The organism is Pigmentiphaga litoralis, from assembly GCF_013408655.1.
Taxonomy (GTDB): Bacteria; Pseudomonadota; Gammaproteobacteria; order Burkholderiales; family Burkholderiaceae_B; genus Pigmentiphaga; species Pigmentiphaga litoralis_A.
Window position 1 is genome coordinate 882466 of sequence record NZ_JACCBP010000002.1, and the last position, 21860, is coordinate 904325.

A 21860-nucleotide genomic window follows, 5' to 3' on the forward strand; every position below is an offset into this window, starting at 1 on the left:
CCGGATGCGATCCGGCCCATCCTGATACGGGGCCATCCATGATCATCGACGCGCGCGACCTGCTGTCGGGCACGCCCCTGAGCGCCGACATCTGCATCGTGGGTGCGGGCGCCGCGGGTATCTCGATGGCGCTGGCGCTGGCCGACAGCGGGTTGACCGTGCTGCTGCTGGAAAGCGGCGGCGACGAGGAAGACGAGGCCACGCAAGCGCTGTACAGCGGCGAGGTCGCTGACGAAAAGATGCACAGCCCCATCCACCGCTATCGCATGCGGCGCCTGGGGGGATCGACCACGGTCTGGGGCGGCCGCTGCATGCCCTTCGATCCGATCGACTTCGAAGCCCGCGACTACATCGGCAGCGAAGCCTGGCCCGTGCCGTTCGACGAGGTCGCCGCCTACTACCCGCAAGCCAACGCCCTGTGCGAAGCGGGCGACTTTCTGTACCGCGCCGGCGAGACGTTTCATAGGCCGCTCACGCCCATGATGGAGGGCTTCGAGAGCCAGAACTATTCGACCGACACCCTGGAACGCTTCAGCTGTCCGACCAACTTCGGCTGGCGTTATCGGCGCCGGCTGGCGATCGCACCCACCGTGCGGATGGTGCTGCACGCCAACGTCACGGCCATCGAAGTGAATGACGCGGGCACGTCGGTCACGGGCCTGACCGTGCGGACCCTGAGCGGCGTGACCGTGCCCGTGCAGGCGCGCCGCTACGTGCTGGCCGTGGGCGGACTCGAAACCGTGCGCCTGCTGCTGAACAGCCCGGGTGCAAGCGGCCAGGGCATCGGCAACACGCACGACAACGTCGGCCGCTATTACATGTGCCATGTGGCGGGCACCATCGGCAGCCTGCAGCTGGCCCCGGGGCGACATGCCTGGCATGGCTACGACGTGAGCGACGAAGGCATCTATTGCCGGCGCCGGCTGGCGCTGCTGCCCGGCGTGCAACGCAAGCGCCGGATCGGCAACTTCGTGGCCCGCCTGCACCACCCGCGCATGACCGACCCGCGCCACCGCACCGGCATCCTGTCCTTGCTGTGCCTGGCCAAATTCATGGTGCCGTACGAGTACGCCAAGCGGCTGTATGGCGATGAAAAGACGGGCCTCGGCACCTGGCTGGCCCACTTGCGCAACGTGCTGCTCGACATTCCTGGCGTGATCGGATTCCTGTGGCACTGGGGCCGCGACCGCACGCTGGCGTCGCGCAAGTTTCCGTCGATCATCGTGCACCCCAAGGCGCACCGGTACAGCATCGACTTTCATGCCGAGCAGATCCCGCATCGCGACAGCCGCGTGACGCTGACCGACACGCGCGACGTGCTGGGCATGCGCACGCTGTCGGTCGACTGGCGCTATACGCCGCGGGATGTCGAGACCGTGCAATGCGCGCTGGCGCTGCTGGCCGACGATATCCGTGCGTCGGGCGTCGGCACGCTGGACTATGCGCCGGCCGAGGTCGAAGCCGAAATGACACGCTACGGTGCGTACGGCGGCCACCACATCGGCACGGCCCGCATGGGCGCCGACCCGGCCACCAGCGTCGTGAATGCCGATGGCCGCGTGCACGAACTCGACAACCTGTATGTGGCCGGCTCGGCCGTCTTCCCGACGTCCAGCCAGGCCAACCCGACCCTGACCATCGTGGCGTTCGCGCTGCGCATGGCCGATCACCTGACCCACGCCCTGCGCGCCGCCTGACGCGTGCCCGCCCCGGATCGCTTATGACACTGAACGTATTGATACTTGGCGCCAACGGCTTTGTCGGCCGCAAGATCGTGGCGCGGCTGGCCGCGGCGGACTGGGCCACACCGATCGCCGCGACGCGCCGCCCGGTGTCCCTGTCCGGCGCACGCAACGTCACCTTCGACGCCGCCGATGCGTCGGCATTGGGCGCCGCGGTGCGCGAGGCCGACGCCGTCGTGAATTGCGTGGCCGCGTCCGCCGAGGTCATGGTGGCCAGTGCCCGCGCGTTGCGGCAGGCGCTGCTCGATGCCCCTGGCCCAACGCGCCCGGTGGTGCACTTCAGTTCCATGGCCGTGTACGGATCCGCGCTCGGCAAGGTCGATGAATCGCACCCGTTGCTGGGCGACGTCGGCCCGTATTCGAGCGCCAAGGTCGAGACCGAACAACTGCTGGGCGATCTGCCCGGCGCCGTCATGCTGCGGCCCGGCTGCATCTACGGACCCGGCAGCACGCAGTGGTCGATCCGCATCGCCGAACTGCTGCGGGCCCGACGTATTGGCGACCTGGGTCTGGCAGGGGACGGCTGCAGCAACCTGGTCTATATCGATGATGTGGTGGCCGCCGTGGAAGCCGCACTGCGCCGTCCACAAGCCGCCGGCCGCGCCTTCAACCTCGCGATGCGCGACGCCCCCCGCTGGAACGACTATTTCGTGCAGTACGGCCGCGCGCTGGGCGCCGTGCCGGTCAAACGCATCACGCCGCGCCGGCTGTCCATCGAACGCCGGGCAGCCATCCCGCTCAAGGTCCTGGAAAAGATAGGCGGCAAGCTGGGCCTGCGCCACACCCCGGCCGTGTTGAGCCCGTCGATGCTGGCCTTGTGGCAGCAGGACATCGCGCTGGTGCCCGACGCGGCCGAGACCGTGTTGGGCCTGCGGTGGACGCCGCTGGAAGCCGGCCTGCGGGCCACGTCATGAACCCAGGAGTGCAAGGCATGGACTATCCGAACCGTATCGCGGTGCAGATCAACATGTACGCGATGGATTACCGGCACGTCGAACATCTGCTGGACCATCAGATCCGGGTGTGGGGGCCGATGGTCGACCACATCGTGGTGACGGTGGACACGCACCGCAGCCGGTCCGGCCGCTACCGAGGCAGCAATTTCGATCAGTACATGACGGACCTGCAGGCGCTGCTGACCCGCTTTGGCGAGCGCTACCCGCAACTGCGCACGGTGCTGGTCGACTACAGCCCGGCCGCCCGCAAGCAGGTGGCGCAGGCGTTTTTTGGCCTGGATGACATTCCCGTCAAGGCCTGGGACGGCGGCCCGTTCTACGCCTACTTCTTTGGCCTGCTGCACGCCGACGCGCGCTACGTGGTCCATTTCGACGGCGACATGCTGTTTGGCGGCGGCAGTTCGACCTGGGTGAGCGAAGCCCTGGCCCTGTTCGCCGCGCGCCCCGACACCTTGTTCGTCGGCCCCTTTCCCGGCCCCGCCCGCAGCGACGGCGCCGTGCGCGGCCACAGCGGCGAACACGCCCGCGTCGACATGGCCGGCGGCCCCGCCTACCGGTTCAAGGAAGTCAGCACGCGCATCTTCATGATCGATCTGCAACGCCTGCGTGACACCCTCGGCGTCCTGCCCCTGCTGGCCCCCAATTTCCTGAGCCGCTGCAAATCCCGCCTGCTCGGCAACCCGCCCGACGCGCGCGAAGCGGAGGTGATCCTGGGCGAGGTCCTGAAGGCCCATCACCTGTGGCGTATCGATTTTCTGGGCGAGTCCCCCGGCATGTGGTCCCTGCACCCCCCGTACCGGAGCGAGGAGTTCTATCGCCGGCTACCGGAGTTGATTGCCACCGTGGAACGCGGGGATGTGCCGGAGGCGCAGCGGGGGGATTACGACATGAACGACAGCATGATTGATTGGTCGGAGCCTCGGGCGCGGGGGAGGCGGCATAAGCGGTTGTGGAGGTTGTTTAAGGATCGGATCGGGGTTAGTTAGGTGGGTGGTATCGGAAGAGTTGCTGGCTTGGAGCCCGGACGGAGCGGGGAGTCCCATTGCAGGGCCGAGCTCGCTGGGTCCCGGCCTACGCCGGGCCTGGGCTTAGCAAAGCCCTGCAATGGGACTCCCCGCTCCATCCCTGTGCTTGGAATCTTCTTCGGCTTGCTTGGGGTGTTCACCGCTTCGGGGGTGGGTGGGAAGGATATTGAGTGACGTGAGTTTGGGGGCGGAAGAGTTGCTGGTTTGGAACCCGGACGCCATCCCTGTCCTCGCGTGCCGCTTTGGCCTTACACGGTCGTGCCAGGCAGGAAACGCCCGCACCAAGACGCCCCCAAACGCAAAGAGTCCTGTTCCAAATCAGGACGGCGTGGGTAGTTGGGTTGGGGGGAATTGCTTGCGCCGGGCTGGGAAGCTGAATCGGGGAGGTAAGGGCGCGCTTGTTTGAGCGGCACGCTTATCGACTGTCCGGGGGACAGTCGATGCCGCGAGTTTGCGCGTCCGCCCCGATTTGGCTTCCCAGCCCGGAGGACCGGCGAAGGCCGGGCCTCAGCAAGCTCTGACCCCCAACTCAACTACCCACGGCGGCCGCGCAAGAACCGTATTCAAGAACCCAAAAGCCGCGCAAGAATCGGCCGTCAAGCACTCAACAAGCAACCTCAATGCGAAGGCACCCGCTCCCCAGCATGCGCCTGGACGGGCACCCGTTTCTTCTTGAACACCTCGATCAACGGCTGTTCCAACCACCGGAACATCGCCAATCCCACCACACTCACGGCCACCACCCCCACCACACAAAACGCCGTCTTCCCGAACGGCAGCGCATCCAGCCCCACCTTCCGCCACCCCTGACTCAACGCCGACAACACAATCGTGTGAGACAGATAAATCGAATACGACGCGTCCCCCAGCCGATGCAACAGCGGCAACCTCGGCAACGACTCATACCGCTCCAGCATGATCGCCCCGATCACGATCGCCGCCGCCGGGATCCCCTGCTGCACCGGCCGCGTCAACGTCGGCGCAATGAACGACAGCAACACGATCGCCGCCAGCCCGCCCAGCACCAGCACCCATCCCAGCGCCGCCGACCCGCTGCGCGGATCGCGGGCGTACCACCAGCCGATCCCCATCCCCAGCAGGAACTCCAACGTAATGTTCGACGTGTACGACGTCCACATCGGATTGCTGCTCGGGAACAGCCAGCCCGCGGCGATCAGCGCCACGAACACCAGCGCCGTCGCCCCGAACCGCCAGGCGGTCGTCAGCACCAGCGCCAGCCCGAAAATCACGTAATACAGCATCTCGTAATTCAGCGTCCAACCCACCGTCAGCACCGGTTCCATATGCCCTGCCGGGTTCGGCGTCGAAATGAACAGGTAGGACGCGATCACGTGCATCAGGTTGAACTGCGTGCTCTGCATCAGGTGCGGGGCGATCAGCATCACGGCCACGGCAACGGTGGTCAGCACCCAGTACAACGGCACGATCCGCACGACGCGGCGTCGGTAGAACTCCAGCACGGTCACGTTCTTGCCGCGCGTGGTGATCCACATCAGGAAGCCGCTCAACGCAAAGAAGATGTCCACGCCGCTTGCCAGCCAGTGCGGCCAGTAGTCGTCGTAGCCCATGCGTTCAAGTTGCGGATACAGGTGCACGCCCACGACCATCATGGCCGCGATGCCGCGCAGGTATTGGATGGACAGCATTTCCATGACGGGTCAGCCTAACGGTGCGCGCCGGCGGCGGCGCTGGAAAAAATGAGGGAAGGGATCATCGCGGGGCCGCGCTCACCGGGGCCTTGCCGTGCACAGCCTTGCCGTCCGCAGCCTTGCCGTGCGTGTCGGTGCGCGACTCGACGCGCGCCAGCCACAGCACGGCCACCAGATTGAGCAGTTCACCGGTCAGGATGCCGATCAGCGCGCCGCGCGTGCCCAGCTGCACCATGCCGACATAGCTGATGCTGAGCGAGATCACCGCGCAGACCAGCGACACGGCCATCAGGATGCGGAAGCGCTGACGCAGCACCAGCAGTTGATTGAGCGGATCGCGCACCACCATCACCAGGAAGATGGCGATCCACATCAGCAGCAGCGTGTCGCGGTCTTCAAACCGTTTGCGCATCAGGTCCAGGAAGATCCAGTCGCGCAGCACCCAGACCACGATGCCGTAGACCAGGGTCAGCGCCCCGATGCCCGCCGAAAACAAAATGAGTTTGCGCAAGGTGCTGGCCACGCCATGCTCGTGCACCCAGTTGGACGCAATGGGCACCAGTTGCCGCTGCACGCCCGACGACAGCAGATTGATCGGCATCAGCAGCAGGCGGGAGGCGGCCAGGGCGGCCACATCGGTCACGTTCAAGGTAGCGGCCGCCAGGAAGCTGTAGCCCTGGGTGAACAGCCAGTAAATGACGCCACCCGCAGCCGCCATCGCACCCATCTTGGCGATGCCTGCCAGGCGGCCAGGCGCGGCGTGTGGATCGAATTCGGGTCGCAGCACACGGCGCAGCAAGGCGGCGCCGATCAGGGCCGACGCGGCGGCAGTCAGCAAGGCCGTGACGGCGGCGGCCGGGAATCGCGTGGCCAGCGCGCCGCCTGCGATCAGGCAGACCACATACACGGCGTCGGCGCCCAGCACGGGCACCGTGCGCTGGTACATCATCAGGACCGCGCGGAAGTATTCGCGATACAGGGCGCACGCAATCAGCGCCAGGCCGGCCAGCAGCACGGGTCCGGCTTCGCGGTCCAGCCAGCCCATGCTCCACGCGACCGCGGCAAAGGCAATGGTGACGACGCTGCCGATGGCTCCCCAACGTATCTGGTCGCGCAGCAGGCTGCCGATCCATGAACGGCGTTCGTCATTCGACAGCTGGGGCAGATGGATGACCAGGGGCGTGCCGACAAAGGTGCCTTGCAGCGTGGTCGCCAGCATCATGGCGTTGAAGGCCAGCACGTAATAGCCGTACTGCGCTTCGGGGGTATAGCGGATCAGGATCAGGCCGACCACGAAGTTGGCCGCCGACAGCATGGCCTGGTCGATGATGGAACTGCCAAACAACTTGACCAGCTTGTGGTCCAGCTTGCGGCCCAGGCGGCTGGACCGAAGGCGGCCGGCCACCGTGGCGGAACCGCTGCCAGAACCGCCTGCGGAGCCATCAGCCGGGTGTCCAGGCTGCGGGCGGGTGTCGCCGTGCGCCATTCAGGGCCTGTCCTTCATGGGTTTGTCGCGCATCGTCTTGACCCAGGCCGTGTTGCTCTTATTGCGCACCAGCACGATCAGCTTCCACATCACGAAGAAGGGCACGCGGGCCAGGTCCAGCAAGGCGCGCGGGCCGAGCGGCGTCAGCTGCCAGCCGCGCAGCACGTGCAGGATCAGGACCAGCAGCAACGCCAGCGACAGCAGGAACCAGCCGTCCATGGCCGGCAGGAACCACGCGGCGATGCCCGACAGCACCAGCAGCACCCCGATCTGCAGGCCGACGTAGCCCAGGGGCAGCAGCAACAGGTCGCAGCCCAGTTCGAAGGTCACGCGATCCGGACGGGTCAGGCCCAGCTTGAGCAGATGGCCGGCGTACTTGCGCACCACCGTGAAGCGGCCGCCTTCCCACCGTTGCCGCTGCGAGCGGGACGCCTGTTCCGACGACACCAGTTCGGCATCGGCCGCGGCTTCGTCGGCATAAAACACCCGGATGCCGGCTTCGCCCAGCTGGATGCCGTATTCCAGGTCTTCGGTCATCGAAAAGACGGCGAAGGGGTGGCGGGCCAGCAGGGCATGGGTCAGGCACATGCCGTTGCCGCGCAGGCCGCAGGACACGCGCAGGCGTTCCCGGGCGCGCGACCGCACGGCGTGGAATGCGCCGTAGGCGATCGTGAGCATGCGGGTGCGCCACGAGTCGTCAGGATTGAGCACGCCGTAATTGGCCTGGATGGCTTCGGCGCCTTGCTCGATGCGCGACGCGTAGGCTTCGAGCAGATTGGGCGAGACCTCGGTATCGGCATCGACCACGGCGACGGCATCGGCGCGGCCGGTGGCGGCGCTGTGCGCAATGCCGTGCGCCAGGGCGTAGCCTTTGCCGCGCCGTTCCAGGTCGCGGCGCACCAGCACGTGGGCGCCGGCGGCATGGGCCAGCGCGGCCGTGTCGTCGTCGCAGTTGTCGGCGATGACCACCACACGAAACTGATCGGCGGGCCAGTCGACGCGGCGCAGGCTGCGCACGGTCCGTTCGATCACCGCCGTTTCATTGTGGGCGGGCACCAGGATGTCGAAGCGCAGGGTGCGTGACGACCGGGGCGGCACGGGCACCCTTGCCGACAGCAGCGTCATCAGCCCCAGGTACAGACAGGCCAGCACGACCGGCAGGGCCAGCAGGAAAAAGAACAGGTGCAAGAAAGGGATCATGGCGTCACGCATATTCCAGGTCACGGCCGCCCCAGAGCGCGGTCAGCTTGCCATAGTTGGCATACGCGCGGGCCAACCAATGCACGGCGCGATGGCGGCCAAGCGGCAAGGTCAGCACGGCCAGGACACCCCCCAGCAGCATCTGCAGGACGGCTCTTGAAAAAAACACGGTCAGCCGGGCCGGTGTGGCCGGGCCAAGCTTGCCGCCCATGACATGCCGCGCAAAATCCTGTCCGCCGCGCCGCGCGCGTTTCAGGATCCAGCCCAGGTGCAGACGGGCAGGTTCGACGATTTCGGTGACGGCGGCGTCATCGCACCAGACAAAACGAAAGCCGGCGCCTTGCATGCGCATGAGCAGATCGCCGTCTTCCCCGCCGGTCAGGCCAAAGGCCGGATCGAACATCGGCTGCATGGCCAGGATCGCGTCGCGGCGGACGATCAGATTGCCTGCACGGAATGCGTTGGTCGGCACGGGCGTGCCGGTCGGGAAGCGTACCCAGTCGTAGAAGCCGGCACGCCGGATCCAGTCCGGAGCGGTGTCGGGAATCAGGGGCAGGCAAGGCCCGAGCACGCCATCGGCTTGCGTGGACCGCGCGGTGCGCAGCAGGTTGGCGATCCAGTCTTCGGGTGCGCGTTCGTCGTCGTCGGCCATGGCCAGCCAGTACGAGGTGGCGTGGGCGACCGTGGCGTTGCGGGTGATCGCGATGTTCTTTTCGGGCTGCACGGCATAGACCACGTCGATGCCGCCGGCGCTGGACGCGCGGGTAAGGCGCGCCCGGAACGCCTCGACCACATCCCGCGCGCTTCCATGGTGATCGTTGTCAACGACAACGATCTGGTCGGGCAGTCGCCGCTGACGCAGCAGGTCGCCCAGCAGCAACGACAGCTTTTCGCGGCGGCGATAGGTGCAGATGCACACGGACACCGTGTCCTCGCCGGGTGCGGATGGGCCCACCCCCGCGCGCGCAGCGTGATCGGCCGACGAAGCGGACGGATCCGATCCGCTGGCACGATGCGTTGCATGCCGGGCTGCGGGGAAAGACGCGGCGTTCATCGGGTGCGCGACGCTCCATCGGAAGGAGGCATGGCGGCCGTGCGCGCGGCAGGCTGGGCCAGGGATCCCGTCACCGCCGGCATGACGATTTCGTACCAGAGACTCGCCGTCGGCGCGGTCGCGTGCAGGTCCACCGTGACCTGGTCACCCAGCCGCCGCACGGCGGGCGCGGCCAGCGGGGCTTGCCGGCGGCCGGCGCCGTCCAGCGGATACACGGTCGGCATGCCGTCTTTCGATACCCAGCTCAGCCGCAGCGGACTGCGCGCCTGCCAGGCGGGTGCGGCCGTTTCCGTCGCGCCCGAGGGCTGGTCGGGCGTGGTGGGGTCCGGCTCCAGCGTCAGCCAGCTGCTGTCCCGCTTGTAGGCCACGACTTCCTTGGGCCGGGCGGGCATCGAACCGGGCTGCGTGCCCGTCGTCCATGTGCCCAGGGTGACCAGCCAGCTGCGCGCGCGTGACAAAGGGGCGCCATCCAGCGGCGTGATCCAGAAGCTGGTGTGCTGGCCGGCCTTGCCCGGAAATTCCGCCAGCAGGCCCTGGCCTTCGACGCGCTTGCCGCCCGCGTCGCCGAACACCCCCCAGACCCGGTCGTGCCGCACCGTGAACAGATGCTCGGCCGCATCGAAGCCGATGCTGTCGTCGGGCGTGGCCGCCGCGGCCGGTGCCGGCGCCACGAAGCGGCTCGATGCATTGGGTGTCGTGTCGATGGCGACCTGCGTGCGGAACGCCAGTTCGGGCATCACGCCAAGCCGGGTGGCGATGTCGGCATCCAGCGCATCGAAGGCGGTGGACGCGGCAATCGCCCGGCGCGACGAGATCGGCAGGGGCAGCGCGATGCGGTCGGGCAGGGCCGCCACATTCGGTTGACGAAAGACCTGCGCGCTGGGGCCGGTCAGCGCGTACTTGCCCCAGTCACCGCTCAAGGAAAAGTTGGCCGGCGCCTTCAGGCCGTCGTGCGTGTAGGTGTAGTCAAAGTAGAAGAGACCGTCCCAATCCTGCAGCGCGGCGATGGTGGCCAGCACCGGAATGGTTTCGGCGCCGCGCGGCTGCGGGAAGGGCTGGCTGTACTCGCTCACCACGAATGGTTTGGTGCGATCGCGCCGGTACGACATCGCCAGCAGGCGGCGCAGTTCCACGCCGCCCGACGGCGCCACATTGCGCATGCGCCAGTCGCGCGGGGTGTAGCCTCGCGACGGGAATTCCGGATGGCCGACGTAGATGTGTTCGTCGATATAGTCCATCGCCGCGTGCGAGTCGAAATTGAGCGCGCCGCCATAGGCCATCTGCGTGCCCGTGACCGGCACCCGCGCGTCGGTTTCGGCCTTGACCACCGCGCGCATCCGGTTCAGGTAGCGGCTGTCGGTATCGGCCAGGAATTGCAGGAAGTCCTGCAGGCGCAGCATGCGGCCGCTGGGCGGCGTGGCGGTGGCATCACTGCCGAGCCACTGCGACGACACCTTCCGCCATTTTTCGCCCACGCGCACGCGCAGGCGGCCGATCGCGTCTTGCGGAATGTCGGCATCGGTAGGCGTCAGCAAGGGCACGGGGGCCGTCGGGTTGGCGCAGACCTGCCAGACCGCGCAGGCCTTGGCGGTCGACCCATAGTGGTTGGTCAGCCAGGCCTGCCACAGCGATGTCAGTGTTTCGGCATAGCCGCCCGGCACGACCCATTCCCACTGCCGCCACTGCCAGGCCGCCAGCAAGGACGATTCGTTGTTGATCTCCACCATCGCCAGGGCAGGATTGCCGCGCAGGTCCAGGCCGCGGATCAGGCCGCGCGCATAGCTTTCCTGCAGCGCGATCATGCGGGGCATGTACACGTGCAGCGGATTGCCGATGGGGGCGACGCCCGGCGGGCCCTGCGGGACCGGCAATTGATCGACATCGGGCCGGAAGCGGTAGCCCACATGCAGGTTCAGGTTGACGTAGATGCCTTCGGCGGCAAGCGCGCCAATAAAGCGCTTGAGCCGCGCCATGGCCTCGGTGTTGAAGGTCGGGAACGGACCGGTGGTCAGGATGCTGCCCGGCGCGGTGGTGTCGTCGGTCGGAAAGCTGTCCATGTGATGCAGGCGCACCGCATTGAAGCCCAGCTTGCGCAGCCGTTTGGCCAGACGCGGCGCATCATCCAACGCCGGAAAGTTGCTGCCGAAACTCAGGTTGACGCCGTACAGCCGTGTGCGCACGTCGTCATTCGTGCCTGGACGGCCATCCCGTCCGACGGCATGGAAGTGGCCGTTGTTGACGACGATGCGGGACGCCGCGGTGATCGGCGTATTCAAGGCCGACCGGTCGGGCGCACCGCCCAGCAGGTCTTCATCGATCACGAACGGAAAGTACTCGGCGCCGTTGTCGCCAGGGGTAAAGGCAGACGGCAGGGGAGGCGTCTGGGCCGTGGCGCACAAGGGCGCAAGGGGCGCCAGTGCCAGGAGCAAGGCGGCAAGTCTATGCATGGGCCAACCCTCCGCGCGCCGCAGCGGGCAGGGCCCCCTTGCGATGCAGATCAAGAATCGCCGATACGTTCAGCGAGGAATAAAAGAAGTAGATGTTCTGGAACGCCACGTCGGCCAGCAACTGGCTTTCGGAAAAGTTGCTGACGATGACCAGTACGATCAGCGAAAAGTGGATGGCCGCTTCTTCGCGATCGATGAAAGCCAGGCGCCCCAGCTGGTAGAAGTGCCAGAGCAGCGCGGCAATGGTCAGCCCCAGGCCGACCGCGCCAAGTTCGTTCAGGATGTCGATATAGCCCTGGTGCCCGGTCGCGGGCATCCAGGCGAGCAGGTCCTTGATGTACTGGGAGGCGCTGCCATCCCCCAGCCAGAAACCGCCGTAGCCGATGCCCCAGATGGGATGGCGTTCGACACTGAGCAGCACCAGCTTCCAGATCTCGCCGCGGCCGGTAAAGTCCGAACTCTTGTTGAGCGCGCCGGTGATCGGTCCGACCAGGTCATCCCAGGTCGGCAGGTGCCCGGTGATCACATAGCCGAAGTGCAGCAGCAGCATCACGGTCAGGATCAGCGCCATGCTGATCACTACCTGCGTGTACCGGCCCGCCAGATACTTGCGGCGCAGCGCCAGGTAGATGCCGCAGCCCAGTACCGTCACGATCAGCGAGGTGGTGCTCTTGGACATGACCAGCACGAAAAAGCACAGGACCAGTCCGGCAAGGCAGCGGGGCAGCGGCATGTCGCGGGTCAGGCATTCGCGCAGCCACAGGATCACGCCAAAGCCGGTGATCGAGCCCAGCACGTTCTTTTGCCAGAGGATGCCGCGCCAGGCGCCGCCCAGCTGGAAGTCGACGCCGACATTGGGCAGGGCCAGCGCTACCACGGCCGAAATCGCGGCAATGCCGGTGATCGTGAACATCATGGCGCGCGAGCACAGCCGCGTGTCGCCCACGGGCGGCGCGGTGGCCAGCCCGATTAGCAGCAGGCCCACCAGCAGGGCGGTGCGTTTGATGGACACCAGGGGCGCGACCGACCACAGCATGCTGGCAAAGCAATACACCACCACCGCGATCAGGAAGGGGTTGGCGTGCTTCAGGTGCATCCAGGTCCACTGGCGGTGCTGCCAGGCCAGCCAGATGGCGGCCAGGAAGATCGACCCGAACTGGATCTGCCGCAGCGACGAGCCTTCGGCCAGCTCATGGGTCGCGGCCGGTCCGGTTTCCCCCACGCTGAGCGTGAACGCCACCAGCGAAAAGATCAGGCTGAGCGACACCAGCGCCATCGACAGGCGGCGGTTGATACGCTCGGGAATGGCGGGTGACAGCGCGGGTGTCATGGGATTTCCGGGCGCGGCGCGCTAGCCGCGGCGCCGCCTGAACCAGCCGCCGCGCGCGCGGCCGCCCTTGAATTCGTTGTAGATGGTGCCGACGATCTGCGCGCCCGCGGTGCGCATCTTGTCCTGCGTCGCGGCCAGGTCGGCCAGACGCGTGTGGTCCTTGCGGCCCAGCATCAGGCAAAAGCCGATCTGCTGCGCGATCACCTGCGCATCGGACGACTTGCCGGCCGAGGGCGTGTCCACGATGACGACGTCAAAGCCCGGCAGCGCCGCCAGCAGCTTGGTCAGCGCGCCGTCGTGCAGCATTTCGATCGGGTTGGGCGGTGGCGGGCCGGAATCCAGCACGTTCAGCAGCGGAAAGTTTTCCACCGGCAGACCGGCGGTGGGCGCGGCGCGTCCGGCCAGCAGCGTGGACAGGCCCACGTCGCCAGTTCGGGTGAACAGCTTGTCGCGGCCCGTGTCGCGCATGTCGGCGTTGATCAGCAGCGTGCGCATGCCGGCCTGGGCAAAGGCAATGGCCAGGCTGGCCGCCAGATAGCTTTTGCCTTCGCCCTCGTTCGGGCTGACGACCGCCAGCGAGATCGTGCCGGTCCCGGCCAGCCGGATCGACAGTTCGGCGCGGATCTGGCGGATGGCTTCGGCTTCGGCGCTGAATGGCGCGTGGGCGATCGCCAGGTCGGCCGAAATGCCGCTGCGTTCTGCCGCGACCGGATAGTGGAACTGCTTGGACAGGACGGCCTGGACCTGCTTGTCGGTGATGAAGCCGAGCTTGACGGCCGCTTCGCCGAAACGCAGCCCATCGGAGTCCTGCAACTGCACGACCCGCGCCGCCTGGTCGGGCGTCAGCAGGCCCGATTGCACGAAACGGTCGCCGATGCGGTCGCCGCCGGACGCAGGCGCCGCCGTCACGTTGCCCAGGTTGCCGGGAAGGGCGCTCATGCCAGGGCCCCGCGGCGGCCTATGGTGCCGATCAGTGGCAGCGGCAGTCCTTTCAGCAGGTCGTCGCGTGTGCGGACCCGGCGGTTGAACAGTTCCAGCATCAGGGCCATGAACAGCCCGGCGGCCACGCCCACCAGCAGGCCGGAAATCAGGTTGCGTCGCACCTTCGGGCCCGACGGCGCGCTGGGCAGTTCGGCCGCGCGCAGCACCGCCAGGTTGGGCAGGGTGATGTTGCTGGCCATGAGCAGGCCGTCATATTTCTGCAGCGCGGCGTTATAGATCTGCTGCACGCTGGCCAGCTGGCGTTCATAGGACACCAGCCGGTCGCGGCCCTGCATCTGTTTGAGCACGCGGTCGCGCTGCGCTTCGATGTCGCGGTTCAGCGCCGCTTCCTGCATGCTGAGGCGGGCCGTGTCGCCGCCCTGGCTGTCCATGGCGGCGCGCGACGAGCGGTCCAGCCGCGCGCGCAGTTCCTGCCGTTCTGACACCAGGCCGATCACCGTGGGGTGCCGGTCGCCCAGCGTGGACTGCGCTTCGGTCAGGCGGCGTTCGACGTCATTGAGCTTGCCGCGCAATTCCTGGATCGGGCCGAACTGGCCGACCTCGGGGATGTCATCGGGCCGGATGCCGCGCTGGACCAGTTGGCGCGTGGCTTCGCTGCGGGCTTGCGCCGCCTGCTGCTGCGCGCGCACGTCCGCCAGCTGCAGCGACAGCTGGTTCAGGCGGCGGGTGTCGATATCGTCGTTGTCGGTGGCCTTGAGCAGGCCGGTCTCGCGCTGGTAGCGCGTGATGTTTTCCTGGATCGCGTCGGCTTCCTTGCGCAGCTGTTCCAGTTGCGCGCTGTACTGCTCGGTGCGCGAACGGGCGGCGCGGCTGGCGATCTGCTGCGTCAGCCCGATAAACGCGTTGACCACGGCAGCCGAATAGTCGCGCGCCATCTCCGGTGTGGCGGCGGTGTACGCCACTTCCAGCACGCGGCTGCCGCGCTTGTTGATGACGTCGGTGTTCTTGTTCAGGTTGTCGATCAGATCGTCGTGCGCGCGGGCTTCGCCCAGCTTCTGCACGGCTTCCTTGTATCGCGCGGATTGCGTCAGGTTGAGGCTATCCACCACCTGCTGCGCGACCACCTGGCTCTTGATCATGTCGATCTGGGTCTGCATGTAGCTGTCGTCCAGCATCGCCGAGAAGTTGCGACCGTTGATCGGGTCATTCTCGCGATAGTCGACGTAGATGTCGGACGAGGCCGTCCACTGGCGCGGAAGCGACGCAGTGATGGCGGCGGTCGCGCCCACCACGACCACCACGGTGGCAATGATCAGGGTGCGCCGCGCGGCCACCATCGCCGCCAGCTGGCTCAGCGACAACAGCGAAGATTCGGTAGAGGGCGAATTCATGAGTGCAACGGGGTAATGAAAGGTGTGAGCGCGCACTGAGCGCGGGACACAAGCCAACAGAAGTTACCCCTTTTGGCTGACCTTAGCTACGCCTTAAGGATGAATCCGGCCACTATTGCCCCAGGTTGTTGCATGCCGGACTCAACCCTGTAACGAGGCTGTACGGAGCAAAAAAAGACCCGCGAACGCCAGGCGTCGCGGGTCAATGGCGGCCCGAAGGCCGCAGCGGATCGCGCCTTTCAGGCGCAGAACAGGGAAGGTCTATTCCGGAAGAATGTCGATCTCTTTGGTGATGGTGGCCCAGCGCGCCGTTTCGGCCTTCAGGAACGCGCCCGTCTGGGCCGGGCTGTAACCGGGCGCGGCAATCGGCCCGACGGTGGCGATCTTGGCGGCAACGTCCGGATCGGCCAGCAGCGCGTCGATGTCGCGGTTCACGCGATCCACCACCGCCTGCGGCGTCCCGGCGGGCGCCACGACGGCAAACCAGCCCACCATGTCGAAGCCCGGCAGGCTTTCGGCCAGGGTCGGCACCTGGGGCCAATCGGCCAGGCGCTTGTCGGCGGTGGTGGCCAGCAGGCGCAGGCGGCCCTGCTTGGCCAGCTGCGCGGTCGACGCAACGTCGGCCACGATGGCGTCCACATGCCCGCCCATCAGGTTCTGGGTGGACACGCCCACCGACACGTAGGGCACCAGGTTGGCCTGGGCGTTGGACCGCGAATTGAACAGCCGCGCAATCATGCCGCCAAACGTGCGCGGACCTTCGTTGCCGAGCGAGAAGGTGCCGGGCGTGGCCTTGGACTTGGCGATCAATTCGTCGATCGTGCGGATCGGCGAATCGGCCCGGACCAGCACGCCGAAGGGGCTGCGCGCAATGAACGAGACCGGCACGAAGTCCTTTTCCGGGTCGTAGGGCAGGGTCTTGAACAGGAAGCGGTTGGTGACCAGCGCGGCCGTTGTCGCAAAGTAGAAGGTGTAGCCGTCGGCCGGCGCGCGGGCCGCCGCCTGGGCGCCCACGGTGTTCTGGCCGCCCGGCTTGTTCTCGATCACGATGGCCTGGTTCCACTTGGCGTACAGGCGCTCGGACAGCAGGCGGGCGATGTTGTCCGGTCCGGAACCCGGGGGCTGCGACAGCACCATTTTGATGGGCTTGTCGGGCCAGGCCTGGGCGAACGCGGTCGCGATCGGCAAGGGGGCCAGCGCGCTCAGCGCCAGGACTTTGATGAGGTCTCTACGGTTCATGCGGGTCTCCAGTTCTTCTTGTGGGTATGTGGGGTGTCTTGCGTGTCGGGGTTGCCGTTCTTGCGGTTGTCAGGCCAGGGTGTCCGCGAGCCTGCGGGTCAGATCGGCCAGCGCCTGGCCAGACGCCGCCGTGCCGTACACATAGCGGTCCGGCCGCACCAGCGCCGCGGTGCTGCCATGCCGCTCGAACCAGGCGGCCGCGACGCCTTCCTTTTCGGGAAGCGTGTCATCGAGCCGCAGCACCCGCAGTCCGGGAATGCCCTGCGTGGACGGGGCCGGGCCGTCGTAGCCGGCGCCAAGCACCAGCAACCAGCCGTTGCCGGCGACCGCGTCCAGCCGCACGTCCTGGCCGTCCTGCCGCAACCAGGGCTGCGGGAACAGGGTGCCGCGCGCCGGATTGGCGGCTGGGGCGAGCAGGCCGGTGCCCAGCGGCGGAATCACGTCCTGGCGCGGGGTGTCGCGCACCACGCCGCCGCTTTCTTCCAGCAGATGCGCATCCCGCGCCCGCGCTTTGTCGATATCGCGTTCGCAGATCACCGCACCGATCGCCTTGATGCGCGATGTCAGTTCCTGCACGTGCGCCTTGCGTTCGTCGCCGTAGCTGTCCAGCAGGCGGTCGGCCGCGCCGCCTTGCACGTCGCCCCGCAGCACCGCGCCCAGCTTCCAGCTCAGGTTGGCCACGTCGCGCACCCCCTGGCACATGCCCTGGCCCAGGAAAGGCGGCTGCTGGTGGGCGGCGTCGCCCGCCACGAACACCCGGCCCGCGCGCCAGCGATCGGCCACCAGCGCATGAAAGCGGTAGCTGGCCTGGCGCCACAATTCGCCGTCGTCGGGGGTGATCCAGCGCGACAGCAGCTTCCAGGTTTCCTCGGGCTGCGTCACCTTGACCGGGTCTTCGCCTTCCTTCAACGAGATTTCCCACCGGCGATGGTTGCCGGGGCCGATCACGATCGTGCAGGGCCGTTCGGCTTCGCAATACTGCACGCTGGTTGTCGGCAGCTTGGCCAGGCCGCGTTCATTGGCCAGCACGTCCACCACCAGCCAGGGCTCGTCGAACTGCAGGTCTTCCAGCGTGATGCCGACCTGTTCGCGCACGAAGCTGGACGCGCCATCGCAGGCCACCACATAGCGGGCGCGCACCGTGTCGGTCCGGCCGTCGTCGTGGGTGACCGACAGGGTCACTGCGGCGTCATCCTGCGTGACGGCGGTCACGCTGGCGCCCAGGGCCACGGTCACGTTCGGCAGGCTGCGCACGTGGTCGCGCAGCGCCTGTTCCACCGGCGGCTGCGAAAACACGTTGGACGGCGTGTAGCCCAGCGGGTAGGGCGGTTCGATCATGGTCAGGCGTTTGATCAGCTGGCCATCCACGCCAAAGTATTCCGATGGCGTAAAGGGTTCGACGTACGCCGCAATGGCGTCCACGATGCCCAGTTGCTGGAACACCCGCAGGATTTCGTGATCGATGGCAATGGCGCGCGGCTTGTCATACACCGTGTGCTGACGATCGCACACATGCACGGTCAGGCCCTGGCCGCCCAGCAGCCCGGCCGCGACCGCGCCCGACGGGCCGAAGCCCACGATGGCGACGTCGTATAACGCGGTCGATGGGTCAGCCGTCCGGGGGGTTGAGCCTGTGTCGACACCGGCATTCAAGGATGGGTCCGTGCCTGGGTTCAAGCCTCGGTCCGTGCTTTGGCCCATGCCTTGATGGGTGCCATGATCCATGGGTTGATCCATGCCTGTGGTCATGTCAGGCCTCGGCGCGGATCGGGTTGGACAGGGTGCCGATGCCTTCGATTTCCACTTCGAAGGTATCGCCCGCGCGCATCCAGACCGGCGGCTTGCGCGCCTGGCCCACGCCCGCCGGGGTGCCCATGATGATCACGTCGCCAGGTTCCAGCGTCATGACCTCGCTCAGCAGGGCAATCGTTTCGGCCACGCCCCAGATCATGTCCGCGGTGTTGGCCTGCTGCATGACCTCGCCATTCAGGCGGCCTTCGATCTTCAGGCCGACGGCGGCGCGGGGCAGGGCATCGGCCGTGACCAGCACGGGGCCGAAGCCGCCCGTGCCGTCAAAGTTCTTGCCGATGGTCCATTGCGGCGTGCGCTTCTGGTAGTCCCGCACCGACATGTCGTTGAAGCAGGCATACCCGAACACGTAGTCGGGCGCGGCGTCTTGCGACACATGGCGCGGCACGCGGCGGCCGATCACGAGGGCCAGTTCGGCTTCGTAATCGAAGCGTTCCGACACCTTGGGCAGGATGCCGTCCGCGCCATGGGCGATCAGCGAGCTTGCGCCGCGCAAGAAGAACCAGGGGTAGTCGGGTTTGTCGCGGCCGCCTTCCTTGGCGTGGTCGAAGTAGTTCAGGCCCAGGCAGATGATCTTGCCGGGTTCGGGCACGATGGGGGCCAGGGTCAGGCCCGCCATGGGCAGGCGCGGCGCGGGGGATGCCAGGGCCTGTTCGCCCGCGGCGTGCAGGTCGATGCCGGCCAGCAGCGCCTGGCGCAGATCGGCCGGCACCGTGGGCACGGCGGCGTTCAGGTCGATGACGGCGTCGCCATCCACAAGGCCGAGGCGGGGCGCGCCCGATTGGATAAAGGTCGTCAATTGCATGGCAGATCCGAAGAAAAAAGGTAAGCGGGTGGCGTACCCGCGCGCGGGGGACGGCGCGCGGGGTCGGGCAAGGCAATGAAGGAGCGGTGAAAAACCTGTGTGCCGGCAGTCCGTCAGGCAGGCGCCGACTCGGGCGGCTTCACAAAGAACAGCGCACGCTGGGCAGCCTTCAGGTTGGCGCTGGGCGGCGCCGAAATGCCCCAATGGTCGATGCGGCCGGCGGGCCAGCTCCAGTCGCCGGGGCCGCCCACCTTGTAGTCATCATCGATCTGCTGGACCTCGGCGGTGTACTCGATCACCTCGCCAAACGGGCCCACGAAATAACTGAAGGCGTTGTTGCCCGGACCGTGGCGGCCAGGACCCCACTCGATCACGTGCCCGGCGTCCTTCATCCGGCCGCCGCCGCGCATCACCGACTCCAGGTCGGGCATCACAAAGGCGATGTGATTGAGCGCGTCGTTGTCGGCGTCGCCCAGCGCAATGCTGTGGTGATCGCGATTGCAATTCATGAAAGCCATGATCTTCGTGCGGTCCGACAGACGGAAGCCGAAGGCCTGTTCAAAGAACGCCTGCGAAGCCGCCACGTCGTGGCTGTTGAAGACGGCGTGGGCCAGCCGGATCGGGCGGTCCTTGGCCTCGGCCGTATCGGCATGGCGTGTGTCGTTGGCCACCACCTGGATCATGCGTCCATCGGGATCGCGCACGGTCAGGCCCGTGCCGCCGCCAGGTTCGCTGATCGCGTTCACCGGCACGGCGATGCTGCCGCCTGCCTGGACCGCGGCATCCTGGATCGCCTGCAGCGCGGCCTCGTCATGCGCCCGCAGGGTCACCTGCCGGATCTCGGCCTTTTCGCCGCCCTGGTGCAAGGCCAGGATGTGGTGGTCCGGACCGGTGCCGCGCAGGTAGATCGCGGTGTCGGTGCGGTCGGCCACGGTCAGGTGCCAGACCTGGGTGTAGAAGGTTTCGGCGCGCTGCAGGTCGGGCACATTCAGCGCAACACTGCGCAGCGACTGGATCGTGGGGGAAGCCATCAGGGTCTCCGTTCTCGTTATCGAAACATTTAGGGCAATCAGGACGGCACGGCAAACGCGCGCGCCAAAAAGCGCTTCGCATTGCCTGCCGTGACCTGTTCGGCCGCGGCCATATCCAGGCCGGCGCGAGCCAGGCTGTCGAGCGGCGTGCGGTCGTGGAAATTGAAGGGGTAGTCGGTGCCCAGCATCAACTGGCTGCTGCCAAAGCGCGCCACCAGGTGCTTCAGCATGTCTTCATCGAACACCAGCGTGTCGTAGAACAGCTTGCGCGCTTGCGCCAAGGGCGATTCGGGAATGCTGTCGCGCAGGCCGGGAAACACCTGCCAGCCTTGCTGCAAGCGGGGCAGCAGTGTGGCCAGCGTGCCGCCGCCATGGCTGAATGCCAGCCGCAAGGACGGCAGGCGCTGCATCAGCCCGCCGGTGATCACCGAGGCCGCGGCCAGGCCGACCTCGGTCGGATAGGCCAGCACCTGTTGCAGGGGCGGCGGGCCGATCAGGCGGTCCATGCCGGCGGGCTTGATGGCGTGCACCAGCACGGCGGCATCCAGCGCCACGCAGGCTTCAAAGAACGGAAGGAACCGCGGGTCGCCGATCGCGATGCCATTGATATTGCTGCCGATCTCGACGCCGGCAAAGCCCAGGGTCTCGATCACGTAATGCAGTTCCTGGATGGCCAGGTCCACGTCCTGCAAGGGCACGGCGCCCAGGCCCAGCAGCACCCCTTCCGATGCCGCGCACATCTCGGCAATCTGTTCGTTCAGGAAACGCAGCAGTGGCTGGGCGTCGGTCGCGTCCATCCAGTACGACAGCAATTCCGGCATGGGCGAGATGGCCTGATGCTGCAGCCCCATATCGGCGAGGTCGGACAGGCGGCGCGGCACGCTCCAGCATTGCTCCGACACCGTGCGATAGGTCTTGCCCGCGATCATCACGTGGCGATGGCACAGGCCCCGCTGCGGCGGCGCGTCGGCCATGCTGGGCCACGATGCCGGCACCTTGCTGCCCAGGTAGGACGGGAAGTGGCCCGGCACGATGTGTGCGTGGATGTCGATGCCGCAGGTGCAGCGCAGGGTGCCTGACGGCGCCAGGACGGACGACATGCCGGCGGTTGACGCTGTGCCGGGCGAGACCGGCAGGGCGGCACTGGCCTGTGTCGCTGCCGGCATCGACGCGCCAGCCGCTATCGCGCCCGCGCCGTCACGCTCAACCATGAACCAGGCCTGCCGCGTGTACGCCGGCGATGCAGATCGCCTCGTCTTCATCCCCGGTGCCGCCGCTCGCGCCCACCGCCCCAAGGATCGCACCGTCGGCATCGCGGATCAGCACGGCCCCCGTCTGCGGCAGGAAGCGGCCTTGCGCCGTCGATGCCAGCGTCACGAAAAAGTTGGGGTTGTCTTTGGCGCGCTGGGCGAGGGTACGGCTGGATGCGTCCATGCCGACGGCGGCCCAGGCCTTGCCCGTGGCCACGTCGATGCGGAACATGCTGGCGCCGTCCTGGCGCTGGGCAGCCTTCAGGTGCCCGGCGTCGTCCAGCACGACGACCGCCATGGGCTTGTAGCCGCTGGCGGCGGATTGCTGCAGCGCCGCGGTAATGATCTGGTTGGCCTGATCCAGGGTAAGCCGGGTCATGACGTGTCTCCTCGTTATTCTGAGGAGCAGTCTACGAGCGCGCGGCCCATCCATCCAGACGATTTGCCGGATAGTTAAAATCCACCGCGTGGATAGTGTTTGCG

The 21860-nt window shown here is 67.1% G+C and carries 17 protein-coding genes; 3 read left to right on the forward strand and 14 right to left on the reverse strand.

Annotation, left to right across the window (positions count from 1 at the left end; translation table 11 throughout):
- The first annotated feature begins 38 nt into the window (after positions 1 to 38).
- Genes HD883_RS23970 through HD883_RS23980 form a run of 3 tightly spaced genes read left to right on the forward strand, consistent with a single transcriptional unit; the run spans position 39 to position 3684 of the window.
- A complete protein-coding gene (locus HD883_RS23970; protein ID WP_179589509.1) occupies positions 39 to 1697 on the forward strand; it encodes an FAD-dependent oxidoreductase in 1659 nt (552 codons plus the stop codon).
- 23 nt (positions 1698 to 1720) lie between these two features.
- Positions 1721 to 2656 carry an NAD-dependent epimerase/dehydratase family protein gene (locus tag HD883_RS23975; protein WP_179589511.1) on the forward strand — a complete coding sequence of 312 codons (936 nt, stop codon included), beginning with the start codon at positions 1721 to 1723 and terminating at the stop codon, positions 2654 to 2656.
- Between the two features lie 17 nt (positions 2657 to 2673).
- Positions 2674 to 3684 (forward strand): glycosyltransferase family A protein, encoded by a 1011-nt coding sequence (locus HD883_RS23980; RefSeq protein WP_179589513.1) that lies wholly within the window; start codon positions 2674 to 2676, stop codon positions 3682 to 3684.
- A 656-nt stretch (positions 3685 to 4340) separates the two neighbouring features.
- Here HD883_RS23980 and HD883_RS23985 read toward each other — a convergent pair.
- The 14 genes from HD883_RS23985 to HD883_RS24050 all read right to left on the reverse strand — a co-directional run bounded on the left by HD883_RS23985 (position 4341) and on the right by HD883_RS24050 (position 21756).
- Entirely contained in the window at positions 4341 to 5396 is a 1056-nt protein-coding gene (locus HD883_RS23985; protein ID WP_179589515.1) for an acyltransferase family protein, read from the reverse strand.
- Between the two features lie 58 nt (positions 5397 to 5454).
- On the reverse strand, positions 5455 to 6879 hold the full coding sequence (locus tag HD883_RS23990; RefSeq protein WP_179589517.1) for a lipopolysaccharide biosynthesis protein: 1425 nt from the start codon (positions 6877 to 6879) through the stop codon (positions 5455 to 5457).
- A complete protein-coding gene (locus tag HD883_RS23995; protein WP_179589519.1) occupies positions 6880 to 8079 on the reverse strand; it encodes a glycosyltransferase family 2 protein in 1200 nt (399 codons plus the stop codon).
- A gap of 4 nt (positions 8080 to 8083) precedes the next feature.
- Positions 8084 to 9133 (reverse strand): glycosyltransferase family 2 protein, encoded by a 1050-nt coding sequence (locus HD883_RS24000; RefSeq protein ID WP_179589521.1) that lies wholly within the window; start codon positions 9131 to 9133, stop codon positions 8084 to 8086.
- On the reverse strand, positions 9130 to 11580 hold the full coding sequence (locus HD883_RS24005) for a cellulase family glycosylhydrolase (RefSeq protein ID WP_179589523.1): 2451 nt from the start codon (positions 11578 to 11580) through the stop codon (positions 9130 to 9132). Before HD883_RS24005 ends, HD883_RS24000 begins: the two co-directional genes overlap by 4 nt.
- Positions 11573 to 12910: an O-antigen ligase family protein gene (locus HD883_RS24010; protein ID WP_179589525.1), complete on the reverse strand. Its 1338-nt coding sequence runs from the start codon at positions 12908 to 12910 to the stop codon at positions 11573 to 11575. Before HD883_RS24010 ends, HD883_RS24005 begins: the two co-directional genes overlap by 8 nt.
- A 21-nt stretch (positions 12911 to 12931) precedes the next feature.
- A complete protein-coding gene (locus HD883_RS24015) occupies positions 12932 to 13849 on the reverse strand; it encodes a polysaccharide biosynthesis tyrosine autokinase (RefSeq protein WP_179589527.1) in 918 nt (305 codons plus the stop codon).
- The gene (locus HD883_RS24020; RefSeq protein WP_179589529.1) at positions 13846 to 15243 is read right to left on the reverse strand and encodes a GumC family protein; all 1398 of its coding nucleotides are present in this window, start codon (positions 15241 to 15243) and stop codon (positions 13846 to 13848) included. Before HD883_RS24020 ends, HD883_RS24015 begins: the two co-directional genes overlap by 4 nt.
- Before the next feature lie 261 nt (positions 15244 to 15504).
- A complete protein-coding gene (locus tag HD883_RS24025) occupies positions 15505 to 16482 on the reverse strand; it encodes a Bug family tripartite tricarboxylate transporter substrate binding protein (RefSeq protein ID WP_179589531.1) in 978 nt (325 codons plus the stop codon).
- A 69-nt stretch (positions 16483 to 16551) separates the two neighbouring features.
- Positions 16552 to 18159 (reverse strand): bifunctional 3-(3-hydroxy-phenyl)propionate/3-hydroxycinnamic acid hydroxylase, encoded by a 1608-nt coding sequence (locus HD883_RS24030; protein WP_306455943.1) that lies wholly within the window; start codon positions 18157 to 18159, stop codon positions 16552 to 16554.
- Positions 18160 to 18232: 73 nt separating this feature from the next.
- Positions 18233 to 19096, reverse strand: a complete 864-nt coding sequence (locus HD883_RS24035) for a fumarylacetoacetate hydrolase family protein (protein WP_179589533.1) — start codon at positions 19094 to 19096, stop codon at positions 18233 to 18235.
- Between the two features lie 113 nt (positions 19097 to 19209).
- Positions 19210 to 20127 carry a VOC family protein gene (locus HD883_RS24040; protein WP_179589535.1) on the reverse strand — a complete coding sequence of 306 codons (918 nt, stop codon included), beginning with the start codon at positions 20125 to 20127 and terminating at the stop codon, positions 19210 to 19212.
- A 38-nt stretch (positions 20128 to 20165) separates the two neighbouring features.
- Positions 20166 to 21338: an amidohydrolase family protein gene (locus tag HD883_RS24045; protein WP_257022618.1), complete on the reverse strand. Its 1173-nt coding sequence runs from the start codon at positions 21336 to 21338 to the stop codon at positions 20166 to 20168.
- The gene (locus HD883_RS24050; protein WP_179589537.1) at positions 21331 to 21756 is read right to left on the reverse strand and encodes a GlcG/HbpS family heme-binding protein; all 426 of its coding nucleotides are present in this window, start codon (positions 21754 to 21756) and stop codon (positions 21331 to 21333) included. Before HD883_RS24050 ends, HD883_RS24045 begins: the two co-directional genes overlap by 8 nt.
- Positions 21757 to 21860: the final 104 nt, after the last annotated feature.

Excerpts from the sequence above, each read along its gene's own strand:
- HD883_RS24040 (WP_179589535.1), bottom strand. The coding sequence starts at position 20,127 with ATGGCTTCCCCCACGATCCAGTCGCTGCGCAGTGTTGCGCTGAATGTG.
- HD883_RS23995 (WP_179589519.1), bottom strand. The coding sequence starts at position 8,079 with ATGATCCCTTTCTTGCACCTGTTCTTTTTCCTGCTGGCCCTGCCGGTC.
- HD883_RS24020 (WP_179589529.1), bottom strand. The coding sequence starts at position 15,243 with ATGAATTCGCCCTCTACCGAATCTTCGCTGTTGTCGCTGAGCCAGCTG.
- HD883_RS24050 (WP_179589537.1), bottom strand. The coding sequence starts at position 21,756 with ATGACCCGGCTTACCCTGGATCAGGCCAACCAGATCATTACCGCGGCG.
- HD883_RS24015 (WP_179589527.1), bottom strand. The coding sequence starts at position 13,849 with ATGAGCGCCCTTCCCGGCAACCTGGGCAACGTGACGGCGGCGCCTGCG.
- HD883_RS24025 (WP_179589531.1), bottom strand. The coding sequence starts at position 16,482 with ATGAACCGTAGAGACCTCATCAAAGTCCTGGCGCTGAGCGCGCTGGCC.
- HD883_RS23990 (WP_179589517.1), bottom strand. The coding sequence starts at position 6,879 with ATGGCGCACGGCGACACCCGCCCGCAGCCTGGACACCCGGCTGATGGC.
- HD883_RS24000 (WP_179589521.1), bottom strand. The coding sequence starts at position 9,133 with ATGAACGCCGCGTCTTTCCCCGCAGCCCGGCATGCAACGCATCGTGCC.
- HD883_RS23985 (WP_179589515.1), bottom strand. The coding sequence starts at position 5,396 with ATGGAAATGCTGTCCATCCAATACCTGCGCGGCATCGCGGCCATGATG.
- HD883_RS24035 (WP_179589533.1), bottom strand. The coding sequence starts at position 19,096 with ATGCAATTGACGACCTTTATCCAATCGGGCGCGCCCCGCCTCGGCCTT.
- HD883_RS24005 (WP_179589523.1), bottom strand. The coding sequence starts at position 11,580 with ATGCATAGACTTGCCGCCTTGCTCCTGGCACTGGCGCCCCTTGCGCCC.
- HD883_RS24010 (WP_179589525.1), bottom strand. The coding sequence starts at position 12,910 with ATGACACCCGCGCTGTCACCCGCCATTCCCGAGCGTATCAACCGCCGC.
- HD883_RS23975 (WP_179589511.1), top strand. The coding sequence starts at position 1,721 with ATGACACTGAACGTATTGATACTTGGCGCCAACGGCTTTGTCGGCCGC.
- HD883_RS23980 (WP_179589513.1), top strand. The coding sequence starts at position 2,674 with ATGGACTATCCGAACCGTATCGCGGTGCAGATCAACATGTACGCGATG.
- HD883_RS23970 (WP_179589509.1), top strand. The coding sequence starts at position 39 with ATGATCATCGACGCGCGCGACCTGCTGTCGGGCACGCCCCTGAGCGCC.
- HD883_RS24045 (WP_257022618.1), bottom strand. The coding sequence starts at position 21,338 with ATGGTTGAGCGTGACGGCGCGGGCGCGATAGCGGCTGGCGCGTCGATG.